15 protein-coding genes and 3 pseudogenes are annotated in these 16,333 nt (G+C 64.5%); 14 read left to right on the top strand and 4 right to left on the bottom strand.

The window, feature by feature from the left end:
* Positions 1 to 4: 4 nt before the first annotated feature.
* The 5 genes and pseudogenes from ACGF7Y_RS35685 to ACGF7Y_RS35665 all read left to right on the top strand — a co-directional run.
* Positions 5 to 2,161: a trehalose-6-phosphate synthase gene (locus ACGF7Y_RS35685; RefSeq protein ID WP_393242127.1), complete on the top strand. Its 2,157-nt coding sequence runs from the start codon at positions 5 to 7 to the stop codon at positions 2,159 to 2,161.
* A 368-nt stretch (positions 2,162 to 2,529) separates the two neighbouring features.
* Positions 2,530 to 3,318 (top strand): oxidoreductase, encoded by a 789-nt coding sequence (locus ACGF7Y_RS35680; protein WP_393242063.1) that lies wholly within the window; start codon positions 2,530 to 2,532, stop codon positions 3,316 to 3,318.
* A 412-nt stretch (positions 3,319 to 3,730) separates the two neighbouring features.
* On the top strand, positions 3,731 to 4,153 hold the full coding sequence (locus ACGF7Y_RS35675) for a hypothetical protein (RefSeq protein ID WP_393242061.1): 423 nt from the start codon (positions 3,731 to 3,733) through the stop codon (positions 4,151 to 4,153).
* A gap of 211 nt (positions 4,154 to 4,364) precedes the next feature.
* On the top strand, positions 4,365 to 4,736 hold the full coding sequence (locus tag ACGF7Y_RS35670; protein WP_393242124.1) for an FKBP-type peptidyl-prolyl cis-trans isomerase: 372 nt from the start codon (positions 4,365 to 4,367) through the stop codon (positions 4,734 to 4,736).
* Between the two features lie 163 nt (positions 4,737 to 4,899).
* Positions 4,900 to 5,094, top strand: a pseudogene (locus tag ACGF7Y_RS35665) (transposase); the annotation flags it as partial.
* Between the two features lie 210 nt (positions 5,095 to 5,304).
* On the opposite strand, the gene ACGF7Y_RS35660 reads toward ACGF7Y_RS35665, so the two are convergent.
* Positions 5,305 to 5,670: a hypothetical protein gene (locus tag ACGF7Y_RS35660; RefSeq protein WP_393242136.1), complete on the bottom strand. Its 366-nt coding sequence runs from the start codon at positions 5,668 to 5,670 to the stop codon at positions 5,305 to 5,307.
* Positions 5,667 to 5,825, bottom strand: coding sequence for a hypothetical protein (locus ACGF7Y_RS35655; protein ID WP_393242133.1), 159 nt, complete (start codon positions 5,823 to 5,825; stop codon positions 5,667 to 5,669). Before ACGF7Y_RS35655 ends, ACGF7Y_RS35660 begins: the two co-directional genes overlap by 4 nt.
* A gap of 824 nt (positions 5,826 to 6,649) precedes the next feature.
* Between ACGF7Y_RS35655 and ACGF7Y_RS35650 the strand changes: the two are divergent.
* From ACGF7Y_RS35650 to ACGF7Y_RS35630, 5 genes and pseudogenes are all read left to right on the top strand, one after another.
* Positions 6,650 to 6,790, top strand: a pseudogene (locus ACGF7Y_RS35650) (hypothetical protein); the annotation flags it as partial.
* 5 nt (positions 6,791 to 6,795) lie between these two features.
* Positions 6,796 to 7,269, top strand: a pseudogene (locus tag ACGF7Y_RS35645) (DUF3556 domain-containing protein); the annotation flags it as partial.
* Between the two features lie 300 nt (positions 7,270 to 7,569).
* A complete protein-coding gene (locus tag ACGF7Y_RS35640) occupies positions 7,570 to 8,883 on the top strand; it encodes a PucR family transcriptional regulator (protein ID WP_393242121.1) in 1,314 nt (437 codons plus the stop codon).
* Positions 8,884 to 9,180: 297 nt separating this feature from the next.
* Entirely contained in the window at positions 9,181 to 10,170 is a 990-nt protein-coding gene (locus tag ACGF7Y_RS35635) for a patatin-like phospholipase family protein (protein WP_393242058.1), read from the top strand.
* Positions 10,171 to 10,339: 169 nt separating this feature from the next.
* Complete coding sequence (locus ACGF7Y_RS35630; protein WP_393242055.1) at positions 10,340 to 11,692, top strand: fatty acid desaturase family protein; 1,353 nt, start codon at positions 10,340 to 10,342, stop codon at positions 11,690 to 11,692.
* Positions 11,693 to 11,738: 46 nt separating this feature from the next.
* Here the strand turns inward: ACGF7Y_RS35630 and ACGF7Y_RS35625 are convergent, their stop codons facing one another.
* Complete coding sequence (locus ACGF7Y_RS35625; protein WP_393242119.1) at positions 11,739 to 11,840, bottom strand: hypothetical protein; 102 nt, start codon at positions 11,838 to 11,840, stop codon at positions 11,739 to 11,741.
* A gap of 8 nt (positions 11,841 to 11,848) precedes the next feature.
* Here ACGF7Y_RS35625 and ACGF7Y_RS35620 point away from each other — a divergent pair, with 8 nt between their 5' ends.
* The 4 genes from ACGF7Y_RS35620 to ACGF7Y_RS35605 all read left to right on the top strand — a co-directional run bounded on the left by ACGF7Y_RS35620 (position 11,849) and on the right by ACGF7Y_RS35605 (position 14,754).
* Positions 11,849 to 12,139 carry a nitroreductase family protein gene (locus tag ACGF7Y_RS35620; protein WP_393242052.1) on the top strand — a complete coding sequence of 97 codons (291 nt, stop codon included), beginning with the start codon at positions 11,849 to 11,851 and terminating at the stop codon, positions 12,137 to 12,139.
* A gap of 173 nt (positions 12,140 to 12,312) precedes the next feature.
* Positions 12,313 to 13,509, top strand: a complete 1,197-nt coding sequence (locus tag ACGF7Y_RS35615; protein ID WP_393242049.1) for an IS110 family transposase — start codon at positions 12,313 to 12,315, stop codon at positions 13,507 to 13,509.
* 56 nt (positions 13,510 to 13,565) lie between these two features.
* Complete coding sequence (locus tag ACGF7Y_RS35610) at positions 13,566 to 13,964, top strand: GNAT family N-acetyltransferase (RefSeq protein ID WP_393242046.1); 399 nt, start codon at positions 13,566 to 13,568, stop codon at positions 13,962 to 13,964.
* 229 nt (positions 13,965 to 14,193) lie between these two features.
* A complete protein-coding gene (locus ACGF7Y_RS35605; protein ID WP_393242043.1) occupies positions 14,194 to 14,754 on the top strand; it encodes a TetR/AcrR family transcriptional regulator in 561 nt (186 codons plus the stop codon).
* A gap of 37 nt (positions 14,755 to 14,791) precedes the next feature.
* Here the strand turns inward: ACGF7Y_RS35605 and ACGF7Y_RS35600 are convergent, their stop codons facing one another.
* Positions 14,792 to 15,910: an alpha/beta hydrolase gene (locus tag ACGF7Y_RS35600; protein ID WP_393242040.1), complete on the bottom strand. Its 1,119-nt coding sequence runs from the start codon at positions 15,908 to 15,910 to the stop codon at positions 14,792 to 14,794.
* Positions 15,911 to 16,333 lie beyond the last annotated feature (423 nt).

Below are 16,333 nucleotides of genomic sequence, written 5' to 3'. Positions count from 1 at the left end.
GGTGATGAGAATCTTGGTCACCGATTTGGACGGTACGTTGCTGGGCGGGGAGATCGTCGACCAGCGGCGACTGTGTGCAGCGCTTACCCGACATCCGGAAGTCACGGTGGTTTTCGCCACCGGACGCGGCGTGGCGTCGGTCGCTGATGTGCTGTGTGACCCACTGGTGCCGAGACCATACTGGATTGTCGCCGATGTCGGCGCGACCGTCGTCGACGGCACCAACCTGCAGCCCGTCGGGGATATTCAAGACCACCTTCGTGCCGGATGGCCTGGGACACAACGCGTTCGACAAGCGTTGAACCACTTCGAGCAACTGGCGTACCAGCGGGTGGCTCAAGACGGGCGCTGCTCGTACCACCTGGCACCGGACCAGCTGACCGAAGAACTCACCGCCGCTGTCGACGCGCTGGGCTGCCGGTGGCTGTACTCCGCCGACCGCTACTTCGACGTCATGCCGCCCAACGCATCGAAGGGCAACGCCGTGGCGGCGCTGGCCGGAAAGTTCGGTTGGTCAATGGATCGCGTCCTGGTGGCCGGTGATTCGCTCAACGATGTATCGCTGTTCGAACTGGGCGCGCACGGCGTGATAGTCGGCGGCGCCGAGGCCGCCCTCTACCGGACGGTTCCCCTCAACCCACGCGTCCATCGCCCCGAGCAGCCGGGCGCGGGCGGGCTTCTCACAGCGCTGCACGCGCTGGGGTGGGTCGCGCCGGGCAACCGCACCGACGACCGGTCCTGCCTGGTAGTCGGCTATCACCGACCACCACTGCCCCGCGCCGAGCGACGATCACCGCCCAGCCCCAACGGGATTCTACCCAGCCTGACCGCCCTATTCGCCCAGGGGCTGCCGGGCATCTGGGTCGCCGCTCGGGTTGGCGAGGACGATGTCGACGCACGCGAGCACGAGGCTCCACTATCACTGCTGCCGGTGACCGCCGACGAATGGAGCGGCTACTTCCATCGCGCATGCAAGGAAGCACTGTGGCCGATCCTCATGTCCCAGCCGCAGCGGATGCGCTTCGATGCTGCGGACTGGGCCCACTACCGTGTGATCAACCAACGCTTCGCCGAGCGCATAGGCGATCGAGCAGCACCCGCCGCGACCGTCTGGCTACACGACTACAACCTTTGGCTCGTTCCCGGCCTGCTTCGCCGGATCCGACCCGATCTGCGCATCGGACTGTTCCATCACACGCCGTTCCCACCGCCGGAGATGTTCGCTGCCCTGCCCGCCGCAGACGAAATCCTCTGCTCACTCAGACATTTGGACTGGGCTGGTTTTCACACCGATGCCTTCGCCGACAACTTTCGACAAACCCTGGTCGGCCAGCCCGCACTGCCAGCCTTGGGTGTCCATCCGCTGGGTATCGACCGTCCAGCCATCGAAGCACTCGCCCGCGGCCGCGCCTCGCGCATACGACCCAGCCGACACGCGTTGGTGCTCTCTGTCGAACGTCTCGACTACACCAAAGCCCCCGTACACAAAGTCGACGCCATAGCGGCGTTGCTCGACCACCGCCCGGACCTGCACGGCCGACTGGTGTTCCGGCTCGTCTGCCCACCACCGGAACCAGGCATCTCCGCATACGACACCACTCGCCGCACTCTCGAGCGACGCACCACCGAGATCAACGACGCCTGGCGTGTCGGCAGTTGGCAACCAATTGATTACATCCCGCATAATCTGCCGCTCCCGGAGGTGATCGACCACTACCTGGCCGCGGACGTGTTCTGGGTAACGTCCCTGCAGGACGGCATGAACCTGACTGCGAAGGAATTCGTCGCCGCCCAGTCGGCGGTGACCGGACCCGGTTTCCGGCCCGGGGTGCTGGTGCTGTCCCGCTACGCCGGTGCCGCAACTGAACTCGGCGACGCCGCCCTACTCACCGACCCGAATTCCCCCGAGGACCTCACCACCACGCTGGCCCGCGCCCTGTCCCTCGACCGCACCGAGCGCCGCACTCGCGCGAAACGTCTGTCCCACCTCTTGGGCCACGACCGGCCCATCGACTGGGCAACCCGCATCATCGGCGCCATCCGCGCCCACACACCCGGCCCGGCCGCAGTGCCGATCACCTGTGGCATAAGTCAGCGCCGTGAGCCGCACCTGCTGCCACGACCGAGTGGCAGACCTGGCACTACGGTTGACCCTGGATGACTACGTGGCGCTGCTTTTAGAGAGCCGGCTGACCGTCGTCGATACCGCTGACCTGTCCGACCGGATGAGCGAATGTGTGCCAGAGCCGGTATTCACTGGCCGCTGTCATGCGGATCCGGTAGCCGCAGTCGCGGCGACCGGGACACGACCACATGTGTGCATCACCCCGGTGCCTGGGCCGGGGCAAACTACCCACTGTGCCGAATTAGCCTGTGTGTCAAGGTATCTCGCTCGACTTTGCCATTCTCGATTGAGATGATCGGATATCATCCCCGCATGCTGCCCGGCCTACCCCGGGCCGACCCGAAGCGACGGTGCGGCTGAGCCCGGCACCGGCTTCGGCTGGCAGTTCAGGAAGGAGAATCTGCATGGATCTCGAATTGACCGGCAGGACAGCAGTTGTCACCGGAGCCAGCCGCGGTATCGGATTGGCCATCGCCGAGGCATTGACCGCCGAAGGCGTGCGGGTCGTCGGTGGCGCCCGCACCATCACGCCTGAACTGGAAAAGGTGTGTATCGCTGCGGTGTCAGCTGATCTGAGCACCGCGGAGGGAGCAACGCGGCTGATCGACGGTGCACTCGCCGAGCTCGGCGGTATCGACATCCTGGTCAACAACGTGGGCGCGGGTGATGCGGATCTGCTGGGGCTGGGCGGTTTTCTCGATGTCACCGACGACCAGTGGCGAAATCTCTTCGACCTCAATTTGTTCAGCGCCGTATGGGCCACCCGGGCAGCACTGCCTAGCCTACTGCAACGGCGTGGATCGATTGTGAACATTTCCTCGATTTTCGCCCGAACCCCTACCCCCGGCCCAATCGGCTACAGCGAGGCCAAGGCCGCGCTGACTGCCCTCAGCAAACGACTCAGCGACGAGTTCGGCCCGCACGGGGTGCGCGTCAACACCGTGTCGCCCGGTGTGGTGGGTAGTCCGCTGTGGCGCGGTCCGGAAAGTTTCGGAACAAATGTCGCTGCTGCACAGGGTGTTTCTCATGCCGAACTACTGGAGAACCTCGGTGATATTTTCAATATCGCCTCCGGCCGGATCTCCGAGCCGGAAGAGGTCGCGGCACTGATCGCCTTCCTCGTTTCCGATAAGTCTGCCAATATCGTGGGGGCGGATCTCGTCATCGACGGCGGCACCATCAAGACTGTCTGAACCTGCACGAGCCGAGCGAGGCCGGCACAGCGGCGTCTCTGCTATATGCGCGGCGCAACGGTACTGCCCGGTTGCGGGACCAACCGCTCGGCACCATCCCAGGGCCACGCAGCCTTGTCACTGCCGATGAGAGTAGTGCGGTAGCCGCGCGGGGCTGCGGCGCTTGACCGGCTCGGTCCAGCGGATCCGTCGGTGACCGGTGGAGCGTTGATACACAACGTCATTCGCGGTTGTCCGCCTGCAGGCCGACCCCCACTATCGATCGGTCCTGCCCGACGTCGCCCCGACCGCGCGGGTGCTCGTCGCGGGGTATCACGCCGCGTTCACGACCCCGCCCCAGTCCGGCACCTCGATCGCTGTGTTCCCCGGCGTCGACCCTTCCCCCATGGCGAGGGTCGCGGCGGTGATGGCGTTGGTGCGCATCGAATACGCCACGCAAGTCGACACCCTCGACAAGGACGGTGGCGGCCGACACGGCTGGCAGCGGCAGCTGTTCGATCGGTTGCCGACCGGCCACGGGTGGCGACTGCTGCCCGCCGAGCTCCACAACGGCCGGTCGCGCCATCGCCAGGAACGCGTCGGCCTCGTACTGGTTGTCGGTGCCTCGGCTTTGCGTAGCAGCGCGCCGATGCGGCCGAGCATCTTCTGCGAGGTCGTCACAGCCGCAACCCCGGTAGCCGAACATGGCCGCGAACGCGAGATGAGCGCGCAGCAGGTCGATCGGACGGAAACGGCTGGCCACGCAGCATTCGATCGATCTGGCGGTGGCGCGGGCCGCGTCACCGCGGGGACGGGCGAAGGCGATGCCGGTGATACAGCAGATCCCGATCGGTGAGCGCGGCACCCGTGGGCTGGCGACGTATGTGCAGTTGTTCGTCGCGATCGCCTCGGCCACCGACGTGCGCGTGGACGCCGCGCAACCTCGCATTCGCGGCAGCGCAATGGTTTTGGGGGATGATGTTGCGGTGTCCGACGAAGAGATGAAGCAGAAGTCCTGGCAGCGGTGGATCACCCGGCTCCTGGGTCGTCCCGGCGAGCGCGGAGTAGTGAAACGGCGGAAGCCGGAGATCGAGATCCCCGCTGGCCCGCCGCCGGGCGAATTGGTGATCGTGGAGATCTGGGACGGCGACGGTCCGCAGGCCGGACGGGGCGATTTCGTCGAAGTCCACTACGTGGGCGTCACGTTCTCCACCGGAACGGAGTTCGATTCGAGCTGGGAGCACGGCGAACCGTTCGCATTCACCCTGGGCGCCGGGCAGGTCATCAAGGGCTGGGACGAGGGTGTGCAAGGCATGCGAGTCGGCGGCCGCAGGAAGCTGATCATCCCGCCCGACCTCGCATACGGCGACCGAGGCGCCGCGGACACCGTCGCGCCCGGGGAGACGCTCGTCTTCGTGATCGACTTGATCACGACCTGAACCTGTCCGAATGTCGTATCCGAGCTGGTGGCCCAGTTGGCGGCCCAGGCCGGCGCGAGCGGGCTGCAGCTCAGCGGCGAGGGTGGATTGCAGCAGCTGACCAAGCTGGTGATCGAGTCCGCCCTCGACGGCGAGATCACCCATCACCTCGGCTACGACCACGGTGATCCTGCGGGCCGTGGAACGGGGCAACTCACGCAATGGGACTCGTTCGAAGACCGTGATCATCGATGTCGGCCCGGTAGAGATCGTTGTCCCGCGCGACCGGTACTCCAGAATCGAGCCGCAGATCGTCAGGAAACGGCAGCGCCGACTCGAGGGCGTCGAGAACATGGCGCTGTCGCTGTCTGCCAGAGGATTCACGCATGATGAGATCTCCGCGCATCTGCGTGAAGTCGACGGCGCCGAGGTCACCAACACCCGCCGCTGGGCAGCGCTCGCCCAAGAGGTCGACAGACGGATAACGACCGACCCGTACTGGCCACAACTGGCCGAGGAGCTGTCCCACGCCGCCGGCACCGGCCTGGACGTCCCGACTGCCGTCCGCACCGCCGCCGCGCAGCGCCCGTTACCGGATGAACAGCCCGCCGCCGCGCTGCGCTGGCGACTGGTCGAAACGCTCGACGACGCGCAGCGCCGCGACGCCGACGAACTCACCCGCGCGGTCTCTGAACTCCGGGTCGGCCGGTGGCGCCGCATGAGCGATAGGGATCTGGCAGATGAGATCCAGTCGACCCGGCACGATTTCGATCTCGACCCGATCCTGGACATGGGTCTCATCCTCGAACGTAGCCAGCGATATGAGCGAGGCAGCGCTGCCGACGCTGTACGCCGCGCTCACGCTGAACTCGATCAACACGCGGTAGCGATCCGCAGCGCCCGCAATGCACAGGCCGCAGTCGTGACCGCCGAACACGCCCTCACCCTCGCTCACCGGAAACAGGCGAGATCCCCGATGGCGACACCGACAAGCTGGATCGTGCCGCCAAAGCGTGGAAAGCATTCGCTGACGACACCACGATCTTCGTTGTCGCGCTGGACACGACGACTGGGCAAACGGTCTGTGCGCCAATCGATGCCGCCGATCACGGGATGCTCACGTTGCGCGCCAAGAGCTACACGGGTGAAAGGACGCTGGTGTGTGCGCTGTGTTATACGGGCATCGACCCGCAACCGGGCCAGCATGGTCCCAGCCGTCGTGCGAGGCAGGATCGGTGGGTGTCGGCGTCCCCACTTCGCGCATCCGCCAGGCCAATCCCCGGCCGGCTTCCAGCACCAGTCCGAATCGCTGTGGCACATCACCTGCCGAACGTTCAGCCTCCTCGCCGACGCAGCACACGCACGACGCCACCGAGGATCCGCAGGCTGGTGGCCGGTGGCTGCCCGCACAGCGCCGCGGGGCCGAAGGGGCCCACCAGCCCAACGTCCTCCGCCGAATACCGCTCCCGCACCAATCCAGCGGTGGATGTGCACTAAGCACAAAGCCCGTCCGAAAGTGTGTGCCCGCAGACCTTTCCGGCCTCGGAGACACCCATTACCCTCATACTTCGTGGCAAGTCGAAAATGGTCGAGGTCACGGCTGCGGCCATTGAACATTTCATATGGCGGCGCGCCTCCGAATCGGGTTATCCGTATATTCCAGGACAAGGATGTCTAAGAGTTCACCGAGCGGTTCGCGGCCCTCCGCGGCTCCACTCGAGGTGGCCGTTTCGGCAGCACGGACGCCATCCGAGTTTATTTTTCCCGAATTGCTTTCGCGCTCGTGGTCGCCTGAGGAGGAAATATGGGATTGACCACGGGAGATCTTCCGCCGGTCGACCCGCCGATATTCCAGCAACGGTCTCTTCCGAACCGGATACGCGTGCTATCGAAACCCTCCCGACGATCTGCGTCGCTCCGCGGCGGCTGGCGGGGTGCCATATGTATTCGGAACATTCGTGGAGATCAGCATCCCGCTGCTGTTGTTTCGCGCGACGCATCCGGTGATCATCCTGCTCGGTGTGGCGGTCGCGTTCCACTTCTTCATCGTGTCGACGTTCCCGCTCGCGGTGCCGACGAAGTGGAACATTCTGTTCGCCTACGCTGCGGTATTCCTGTTCCGGGTTTTCCGAACCACGATGGATTCGAGGTCACCGATATGTCGATTCCGTGGTTGCCGCTGCTGGCCACGTCCGGCTCGGGGTACTTCCCAATGCTGGGTAGTCTGCGGCCCGGCCTGGTCTCATTCCTGCCGTCGATGTGCCAGTACACAGGCAACTGGGCGACGACGACATGGGCTTTCGCGCCCGGGGCGGAGGACGAACTGGACCAGTTCATACCCCAGCCCGGCTCGAGTATCCATACTCAATTCCTGACCAGCTATCCGCCCGACCTCGCCGACGTAGCCGTGCGCCGGTCACCCGTCGGATCTCAGCCGATGCGCAACACTATCCAACGCTATATGGTCATCGGCGCCGCACTCGAAACGATCGAGACCGGCACCGACCGGGTCGCCGACGCGGTCGCCGAACGGCCCTGGTTGCCCAACAACCCCATACCAATCGACATGGAGTGGATGTTGGACTCGCATACCGACTCGGTCGTCAAGCAGACCGATCTGCAGGAGTCTCTATGCACGACCCCGCATCCTCGACCGCCGAGATTCGGCGGACGTGACCACGGCCGTCGTCGTCGGCGGACCCGATGGCTCGCCGCAGCCGTCCACATATCCCGGCACGGTGTCCAAGGTCAACTGGCGGAGGCAGTCGACCGTCATCCACCGCAGCCGGCGAAGTTCGGCACTGCGGTATCCGCGGACACCTCCTCGTTCGCCGGTCAAGCAGGAGGCGCACCTATGACCGCCTTTCCCAACTCCCCCAATCAACGCCAGTTGTCCCAGGTCCCGGCCATGGACGATGCCGTCGCGGTCATAGCAGACATCGCACGCACGCTGAAGTCGCGCGAACGGGAGACCTCCCAGGCGATGAGCGCCATGATCGCGCGAGAAGTCGACCACCTCGACAACGACCCACAATTGATGGAAATGTTCGAGGCCAGTGTGCACGGCAACCTCGCCACCCTCCTCCATGTCTTGGCCAACGATATTCCCGTCGACCATTTGCAACCCACCACCGCGGCCGTCGAAAACGCATTACGACTCGCCCAGCGGGAAGTTCCGTCCCATTCTCTGGTACGGGCGTACCACATGGGGCAGAACTACATGCTGCGGATTTGCCACGACGAGATCGATCGCCGCCGCCTGCCCGCGCCGCTCGCGCTCGCCGTCGTCAAGAGGCTCACCGAGATCATCTACACCTACGTCGAATGGATCACCCTCTACGTCCTAGCTGCCTACGAGGCTGAGCGCAGCCGGTGGGTGAATGCCCGCGGCAGCGTGCACTCCTCCACCGTCCACGCCGTGTTGTCCGAGGACACTGCCGATACAACTGCCTTCGAGACCGAAACCGGCTACCGACTCGACCAAACCCACCTGGCTCTCATCCTGTGGCGCCCCGGCCATGAGAAGCCGAGCACCTGGAAACTCCTGGATGCCCAAGCACGGACACTCGCCCGTGGCCTGCGCGCCGAGAGCCCGGCACTGGTCACGGCCATCGACCGCCACACAGCATGGGCGTGGCTGCCGTTCGGCCACCGCCACCCGGTGATCGACACCACCGAACTGCACGCCATGGTGGATCCCGCCGACGGGGTGCGACTGACGGTCGGACTGCCCGGACAAGCACTCGGCGGATTTCGCCGCTCGCATCGACAGGCCATCGCCGCATACTTCGTCGCCAGCGTTCCCGGGATCTCGTCCTCGCATATGATCGTCGGCTTCGGCGACCCCGGTGTGGCCGTCACCTCCTTGCTGGCCAAGGACTTGGACTCCACCCGCGCGTGGGTCCGTGAAGTCCTGGGCGAACTGGCGTTCGACACCGACCAGGCAGCCACCCTGCGCCGCACCCTCAGCACCTACTACACCACCAGCGAAAGCCATGTGCGTACCGCCCAAATCCTCACTCTGCACCGCAATACGGTCAAATACCGCGTCACCAAGGCGATCGAGGCCACCCGCGTCGGCACCGCCCCACACGACAAACTCGATATTGCGCTGGCTTTGCAGGTCTGCCGCTTCCTCGGTGCCACCGTCCTGCGCCGACCCTCCTGATCATCCGATAATTCTGCAGGCACGGCACGCGGTGCTACACCACCGGCAGGAAAGTGTTACGAATACACCGAAATCAATGACGTCGGAATAATGATTTTCCGGTGTGGGTGACTACGGTAGGTTGCAGCGAGTATTTCGGCTCCAGTGGCCCCCAATAGAACGACCGTGGTGGGCGATCTCCTTCAATCGAGCTCGGTGGCCGGCGGCGAGATCATTCGCCGGGTCGATCGGCATGACTGCCTCCGTTGCTAAATTCTATGTGCTCCGAACTGATTCGATTTCGAGAAGGATAGTCTGTTGATTGAGGAACGGGTGACGGTTCGCATTCTGGCTGGTGTAGCCGGGCTCAGCCTCGCTCTTATGGCGGGGATGGTCAATGGCGCCGTGGATAGTTTGAATTCCAGGAGGGCGAAAATTCTGGCTGAACATGGTGTCACACGGCCGACACCTATTCAGCCAGTTGTACTAGGTGTCAGCGGAGGGGCTATCGGGGCCGCCGCCGCAGCATTGGGAATGAGTCGCGCGCAGCTACGTCAGATCGCCGCCGATCATCCGGCAAACGAAGTAGTCGGCAACCGAAGCCTTCGCGCGATGTTGACCAAACGCACACTCTACCCCGATGCTCGGCTGCGCGAACTCGCACACGCGGTTGTCGGCGATCGGACATTCGCTGATTTCGTGCTGGAACCGAACCTGGCTCGGCGGCAGCCGTCGGGGATCGTTTCCTCCTTGATCATTCCGGTCTACTCGGGCGAGCACGGCACGTTATTCCTTCCACAGGATTTGCCGAAGCTGGGTTTGACCGATATGCCCGTAGCCGATGCACTGGTCGCGGCGACACGGATACCGGGAGCCTTCCCCGCGGTCACCGCGCTCGATCACATCTTCGACGGCGGAACACACCATCGTGTCCCGTATGAGGTATTCGGGTCTCATCCCGCGCTGATTCTCGACCTCTACGGCCCGGAGCCGCACTACAGCCGCGGCGGTCTACTCCTCCCGGTGGTCCACTCGTCACTGCCGATGATCCCCCGCCGTCCACGACCTTTCGGTGACGAAACTATCTGCGCGCGAACCATTTTCGCCGAGATGCCATATGGGTCGGCGCTGCAATCCCCGACGCGTTCGCCCGAGGAGCTCTTCGACTACGGCTACGACATCGCGGCAACGTGGGTCGACACCCGCACCGCCGACCAACTCTTCGCCGTCGTCGATCCAGATGTACTCGGTGAGCTGATGCCGGTGTCACCGGCCGAAGATTCCGCGGCGCTCGGCCCTCGGCGATAACGGTAGACCGGAACTCGAGGTGCGGATGCTTGTCGCTTCGCGATTCACGGTGGCGTAAGCAGCGCCGGTGAGGCCCGAGTCCGCGGCGGACTTGCTGTCGAACTCGCCTGCCTGCCCTACGGCACTCGACGGCAACGAGTGAACGCTCCAAGCAGTAGAAAGGACTCCCGTGGCGATCACGGACATAAAGACGTTTTCTCATATGAACCAAGCAGAAATCGATGCCCTGTGCAAGAAACTGGACGCGATTCGTCGAGACATCGAATTATCGCGAGGTGAACGCGATGCCAATTATATTCTGCGTGTGATCAGAGCGCAGCGGATGCTGGAGTTGGGCGGACGATTGACGTTGTTCGCGAGTCGACGGCGACCGGCGTGGCTGGTGGGCACAGCGATGTTGGCTCTAGCGAAGATCATCGAAATGATGGAGCTCGGACACAACATCAGCCACGGTCAGTGGGATTGGATGAACGATCCGGAGATTCATTCTACGTCGTGGGAATGGGATTTCGTCGGTTCGTCGGCGCATTGGAAGCGGTCGCACAACCACTTCCACCACAAATACACCAATGTCTTCGGCAGGGACGACGACCTGAGCTTCGTCGTCATGCGAATGACTCGGGACGAACCGTGGCGTCCGGTTCACCTGTTCCAACCGGTGTCGAGCCTTGTGGTCGCGGCGTTTTTCGAGTGGGCGATCTCGGTGCACGACTGGGCGCTGGAACGCCGGTTCACGCACACATCGCGCCAGCGGTTGTTATCGAAGCCGAACAGGGAGTTCGCGCGAAAGATCGTCCGCCAACTAGGCAAAGATTTCGTCTTCTATCCGGCGCTGACAGGTCCAGCGTTCAAACGAACGCTCGGCGCCAACGCCGCCGCGCTGCTGCTGCGGAACCTGTGGTCGTTCATCGTCATCATGTGCGGGCATTTCCCCGACGGTGCAGAGAAGTTCACTATCGAGGAGTTCGACAACGAAACCCGTAGTGAGTGGTATCTCCGGCAACTGCTAGGCACCGCCAACTTCGAGGCGGGGCCGGTGTTGGCGTTCATGTCAGGAAATCTCAGCTATCAGATCGAGCATCATCTGTTTCCCGACCTGCCGAGTAACCGCTATGCCGAGATCGCGGTGCGGGTACGTGCGCTGTGTGACGAATACGACTTGCCCTACACCAGTGGCTCGCTGACCAAGCAATTTTTGCAGGCATTGCGGACGATCCATAAACTTGCGCTGCCCGATAGGTTGTTGCGTCGCACCGCTGACGACGCGCCTGAGACCAGCTCCGAACTCAAATTCATCGGTGTATCGAGCCAGCATGCGACATCAGATCGGTTTCCGGCTGACCCCGTCACCGGCAAGCGCCGTGGCCTTCGTACGGCACTCGCCACGGCCAAATCAAACCTGAACCCATTGCGAGCGCCCGTTCAGCCGCCGTCGAGTGCTTCGCCCAGGGCGGTGGTCTGGGCCTTGACGAAGGCACGGGAGATGGCGGCATTCGCTTCGATGGAGTCGAAGTTGTGGTAGGCCCGGGCACTACGTGAAGGGTGCAGTCGACGCCGGCCTGCTGCAGTCACCGGGCGTAGGCGACGTCCTCGTCGTGGAACAGGTCGTTCGTGCCGACGCCGATCCAGGCGGGCGGAAGGTCGGAGAGGTCGCCGTAGCGCGGACATATACGAGGCGGTGCGGAGCAGGCAGTCTATTCGTGCGTTCACGGACCGACCTGTACCTCGCGATGTGCTCGACAGGGTGCTGGCGGGGGCTGCACGCACACCGTCGGGCGGAAACCTGCAGCCGTGGCACATCTACATCCTGACCGGCGACCGTCTGACGGAGCTGCAGAAGCGGATTGCCGAACGCGTGGCCGCCGGGGATTCTGGCGGCGAGCCGGAGTTCGCGTTCTCTCTCTCTCTCTCCCCCCGTTACCTTCTTCACGGGCCTGGTACGGGCCCACGGTCGCCAGTCCCGGTATGACTTCTTGCCCCTGTCTTTCTCATGATCCGGGGGTGGTGTCGCCGGGTGCTGGTGGCGTCGACGGACCGCTGATGGGGACAGGGCTGCTGGTAGGTCTCTTCGTAACGTGGGTGCCGGGCGTTGACGCTTGATCGGCGACCGTTCCGGTTTCGACGCGATGAGGAACTCACGAAGTGGCACAGGCGTATGCCGTGTTCTGCGGCGTTGATGTGGGAAAAGGCGAACACCACGCCGTCGGTCTCGATGTGACTGGCAAACGGTTGTTCGACAAGGCGTTGCCGAACGACGAGTCACGGCTACGAGCGGTGTTCGACCAGCTCGCCGCCCACGGCCCCCTGCTGATCGTGGTCGACCAGCCCAACACCATCGGCGCCTTACCGGTCACCGTCGCGCGCGCCTGCGGCCACGACGTGGCCTACCTGCCCGGCCTGTCGATGCGCCGCATCGCCGACCTCTATCCGGGCCAGGCGAAGACCGATGCCCGTGACGCGCACATCATCGCCGACGCCGCCCGCACCATGCCGCATACGCTGCGCCGGGTCGACACCGGCGACGAAACACTCACCGAGCTCGGCGTCCTGGTCGGCTTCGACGACGACCTGGCCGGAGAAGCCACTCGCACCAGCAACCGCATCCGTGGCCTGCTGCCCAGCATCCACCCTGCTCTCGAACGCGTCTTGGGGCCCCGGATCGCACATCCTGCGGTTCTGGAGATCTTGTCCCGGTGCGGCGGACCCGAAGGGATCCGAGCCGCGGGCAAACGCAAACTCACCACGATCGCCACCAAACACGCGCCACGCATGGGCACACGCCTGGTCGAGGAAATCCTGGCCGCCCTGCCCGCACAGACCGTCACCGTTCCCGGCGCGAAGGCCGCCGAGGTCGTGCTACCGAAACTCGCCGACTCGCTCAAAAAGGTCTTGCTGCAACGACAAAGCATCGCCGCCGACATCGAGAGGATGCTTGATGACCACCCTCTTGCCAAGGTCCTGACCTCGATGCCGGGCGTCGGAGTCAGGACCGGCGCCCGCATCCTGCTCGAGGTCGGCGACGGCTCGGCTTTCGCTTCGGCCGGCCACCTCGCCTCCTACGCCGGGATCGCCCCGGTCACCCACCGATCCGGCAGCTCCATCCGCGGCGAATCACCAGCTCGATCAGGCAACCACAAACTCAAACGCGCACTGTTCCTGTCCGCCTTCGCCGCCCTGCACGACCCGGCAAGCCGCACCTACTACAACCGGAAGCGCGGCGAGGGAAAGAAACACAACGCCGCCCTCATCTGCCTGGCCCGGCGCCGCTGCGACGTCCTCTACGCCATGCTCAAAACCAAACAGCCCTACCGAAATCCGCTGGCCCCAGCATCGACGTGATGCCACGATCACGTGACATCACGTCATGACGACCTGCGCTGAGAGGACGACGCCGCATGATCGCGGATCTCCGCATCCGTTTCGCTGTCGACGATGAGGTGCTCTCGCGCCTTCACACCGACGCATTCGGCGGTGACCACGAGCTGAGCCCTTGGACGGCGCGCCTGGAACGGCACAGCAGATCGTGGGTCGGTGCGTTCGTCGGCGATCGGCTTGTCGGGTTCGTGCACGCGGTCTGGGATGGAGGTCGGCACGCCTTCCTCCTCGACACCGTGGTCGCCCCCGACTTCCAGCATCAGCGCATCGGAACCAGCCTGGTCACGACACTCGTCAGCGACCTACGCGAACTCGGTATCGAGTGGCTCCACGTCGACTACGAACCACACCTCAACAGCTTCTACCGCGACAGCTGCGGGTTCCGAACCACCAACGCCGGCCTACTACGACTGAACTGACACCGAACGCCTGTCAGTGGCCAGCTGGAATTCCCCATCGGCGGCCAGTTGACGGGGAGCTATCTGGCCGCCAGGGTTACGTTGCAGCAACGGCGACGCTGGCTGGTGGAGGCGTGATACACGGTAAGAGGATGTTCGTCGGACCGCCTGCTTGACAGTTCGCCTGCCGGGGCCGTTCTTGGGGGCTGGTCAAGATAGCATCGGGGCTGGTACTAGGTCGGGACTGGAGATGCCTCGTAACAGACGTCCGCTGGATCGGGAAGAGAAGCGCGCAGAGATTGTGGTGGCTGCTCGGCGGTTGTTCGTCGAGCAGGGGTACGACGCGGCGTCGATGTCGCGGATCGCCCGCGACGCCGGAGTGGTGTCGAACACGCTGTACTGGTACTTCCAGGACAAGGACGCGGTATTGATCGCGGTCCTGGACGCGGTCCTGGCCGACTCGATGGCCTCCTACAGCGAAATGCTCGGCTCGGGGCTGTCTGATCGGCTGTTGTGGCTGGTCGAGGAATTGGAGCAACTGGGGCGGTTGGTCAGCACGGTGCACACGCGCGCCGAGAAGTCCGCGTCCATTCAGGAATGGCACGAGCAGTTCCACGCGCTGGCCGAGGGATTGTTCCGGGCAGAGCTGATCGAGCTCGGCGTGCCCGCTGACGAACTGGATCCGCTGGTCGCGATCGGCGTTTTCGTTGTCGAGGGCTTGCTGACGCATCCGACGGAGCAGCCCCAGCGGCGCGCGGTGCTCGAGACGTTGCTGAACAGCGCTCGCAGTCTTGCCGCAGCCGCCGGCTGAGTGCCTGCTCTCCGCACGTCTACGAGCCAGGGGCGACCTACTGCGTGTTGTGCGCGCTGTTGTCGAATCGTATTGCCAGGAAATCGAGTTGGTCACGCACGGCGCGTTCGAAGTGCTCGCCCAGGTAGATGCCGAAGTGGTCGCAGGGGTAGTTCTGGACGTGCACGTGTGCCAGGCCCTGCGCGCGCCGCTTCGTGGTCTTCGCGGGCGCGGCCGCGTCGTTGTCGCAGACACACAGCAGCGTCGGAGTGCTGAAGCGAGCCAGCGCGCGACCAGGCCGATCGAGCGGAAGGTGCAGCACCAGCCGTGCGGCCAGGGCGTTGGCGGCATCGAATTCACCGTCCGGGCCGCGCAATACACCCCATATGCAGTCGCGACCGACACCGGTCACGGGTTCTTCCCCTGCGTCGATCTCGGTCAGCTCGATGTTCTTCGACACCCGAGCCCGCACCGAGGGCAGTCGTTTCAACAACGTGCTGGTGCGCCGCGAGAGCCGGGTCCCCGCGGGCAGGAGTGCGGAAGCGCCGGCGAGGGCGTCGGGTGAGGCCACGAACGCGGGCATCCAGGACGTCCCCGCCATCGGCACCAGGATCGGCTTCGCGCCGAACCAGGAACCGACCGTGTCGAGGATGCCTGCCACTGTCAGCGCTACCACGCTCAGCGGGCCGGTCCGGATACGCGAGCGCAACGACGCCGGTCCGTCGGTGAAGGGGCACTGGGCCACGACCGCCGCGATTCGGGTGTCTTCGGAGGCGACCTGAAGGACATGTCCGCCGCCGAAAGAGCTGCCCCACAGCGCGATCCGGTCGACATCGACCTCCGGTAGTGTGCGTACGAAGGCCAGGGCGGCATGCCAATCGGCGCGTTGCCGACCGATATCGAGGAGTTGGCGCGGTGCTCCGCCGCTGGCCCCGAGGTGGCGGTAGTCGAACACCAGCACCGACCACCCCGCGTCGGCGAACCGTTCCGCGTAGGCATCCAGGCGCATCTCCCGCACCGCCCCGAGCCCGTGCCCCATGATCACCGTCGGTCGCGGGCCGTTGAGGTCAGGTGCGGTGTACAACCATGCCGCGCACTCGTCCTGTCCGGAGGGAAACGAGACCTCACGCCGCACCGCTACCGCCTCGCGCCGATCGGCCGGCCCACTGATTTCCATGCCTCGCGTCCTTCCGCTTCACCACCACTCTTCTTGGACGTCATCCAAGAAGTAGGTCGCGGTTACGGTAAAGCCTTCTTGGACGCCAGTCAAGAAGCTGGCGGGTTCTGGGTGTGCGTTGGCGGCCACCCCCGGACCTCCGATCGCGTTGCATTCGGCATGAGCGCGCTCGGCACGGTTGGCTGGTCATACGCCAGGATGTGCCAAATGGCCGCCTGCGGGGACGCGGAACTGGCCATCCGTGGGGAATCTCGGCTGGCCGCTGACAAACGCCACGACGGCGCAACCAACCACAACCGATCCAGCTTGACCAACACCATAGGGACACCCCGTTACCTTTTTCGTGGGTACCGCGATCGGGCCCACGGTCGCCAGGCTCGGTATGACTTCTTGCCCCTGTCTTTCTCATGATCCGGGGGGTGG

It is taken from the genome of Nocardia sp. NPDC047654 (genome assembly GCF_043205035.1).
In the GTDB taxonomy this organism is placed as follows: Bacteria; Actinomycetota; Actinomycetes; order Mycobacteriales; family Mycobacteriaceae; genus Nocardia.
This window is presented reverse-complemented; position numbering and strand designations above follow the sequence as displayed.

Coding starts and splice junctions, on each gene's coding strand:
- ACGF7Y_RS35685 (WP_393242127.1), top strand. CDS start 5: ATGAGAATCTTGGTCACCGATTTGGACGGTACGTTGCTGGGCGGGGAG.
- ACGF7Y_RS35680 (WP_393242063.1), top strand. CDS start 2,530: ATGGATCTCGAATTGACCGGCAGGACAGCAGTTGTCACCGGAGCCAGC.
- ACGF7Y_RS35640 (WP_393242121.1), top strand. CDS start 7,570: ATGACCGCCTTTCCCAACTCCCCCAATCAACGCCAGTTGTCCCAGGTC.
- ACGF7Y_RS35610 (WP_393242046.1), top strand. CDS start 13,566: ATGATCGCGGATCTCCGCATCCGTTTCGCTGTCGACGATGAGGTGCTC.
- ACGF7Y_RS35605 (WP_393242043.1), top strand. CDS start 14,194: ATGCCTCGTAACAGACGTCCGCTGGATCGGGAAGAGAAGCGCGCAGAG.
- ACGF7Y_RS35600 (WP_393242040.1), bottom strand. CDS start 15,910: ATGGAAATCAGTGGGCCGGCCGATCGGCGCGAGGCGGTAGCGGTGCGG.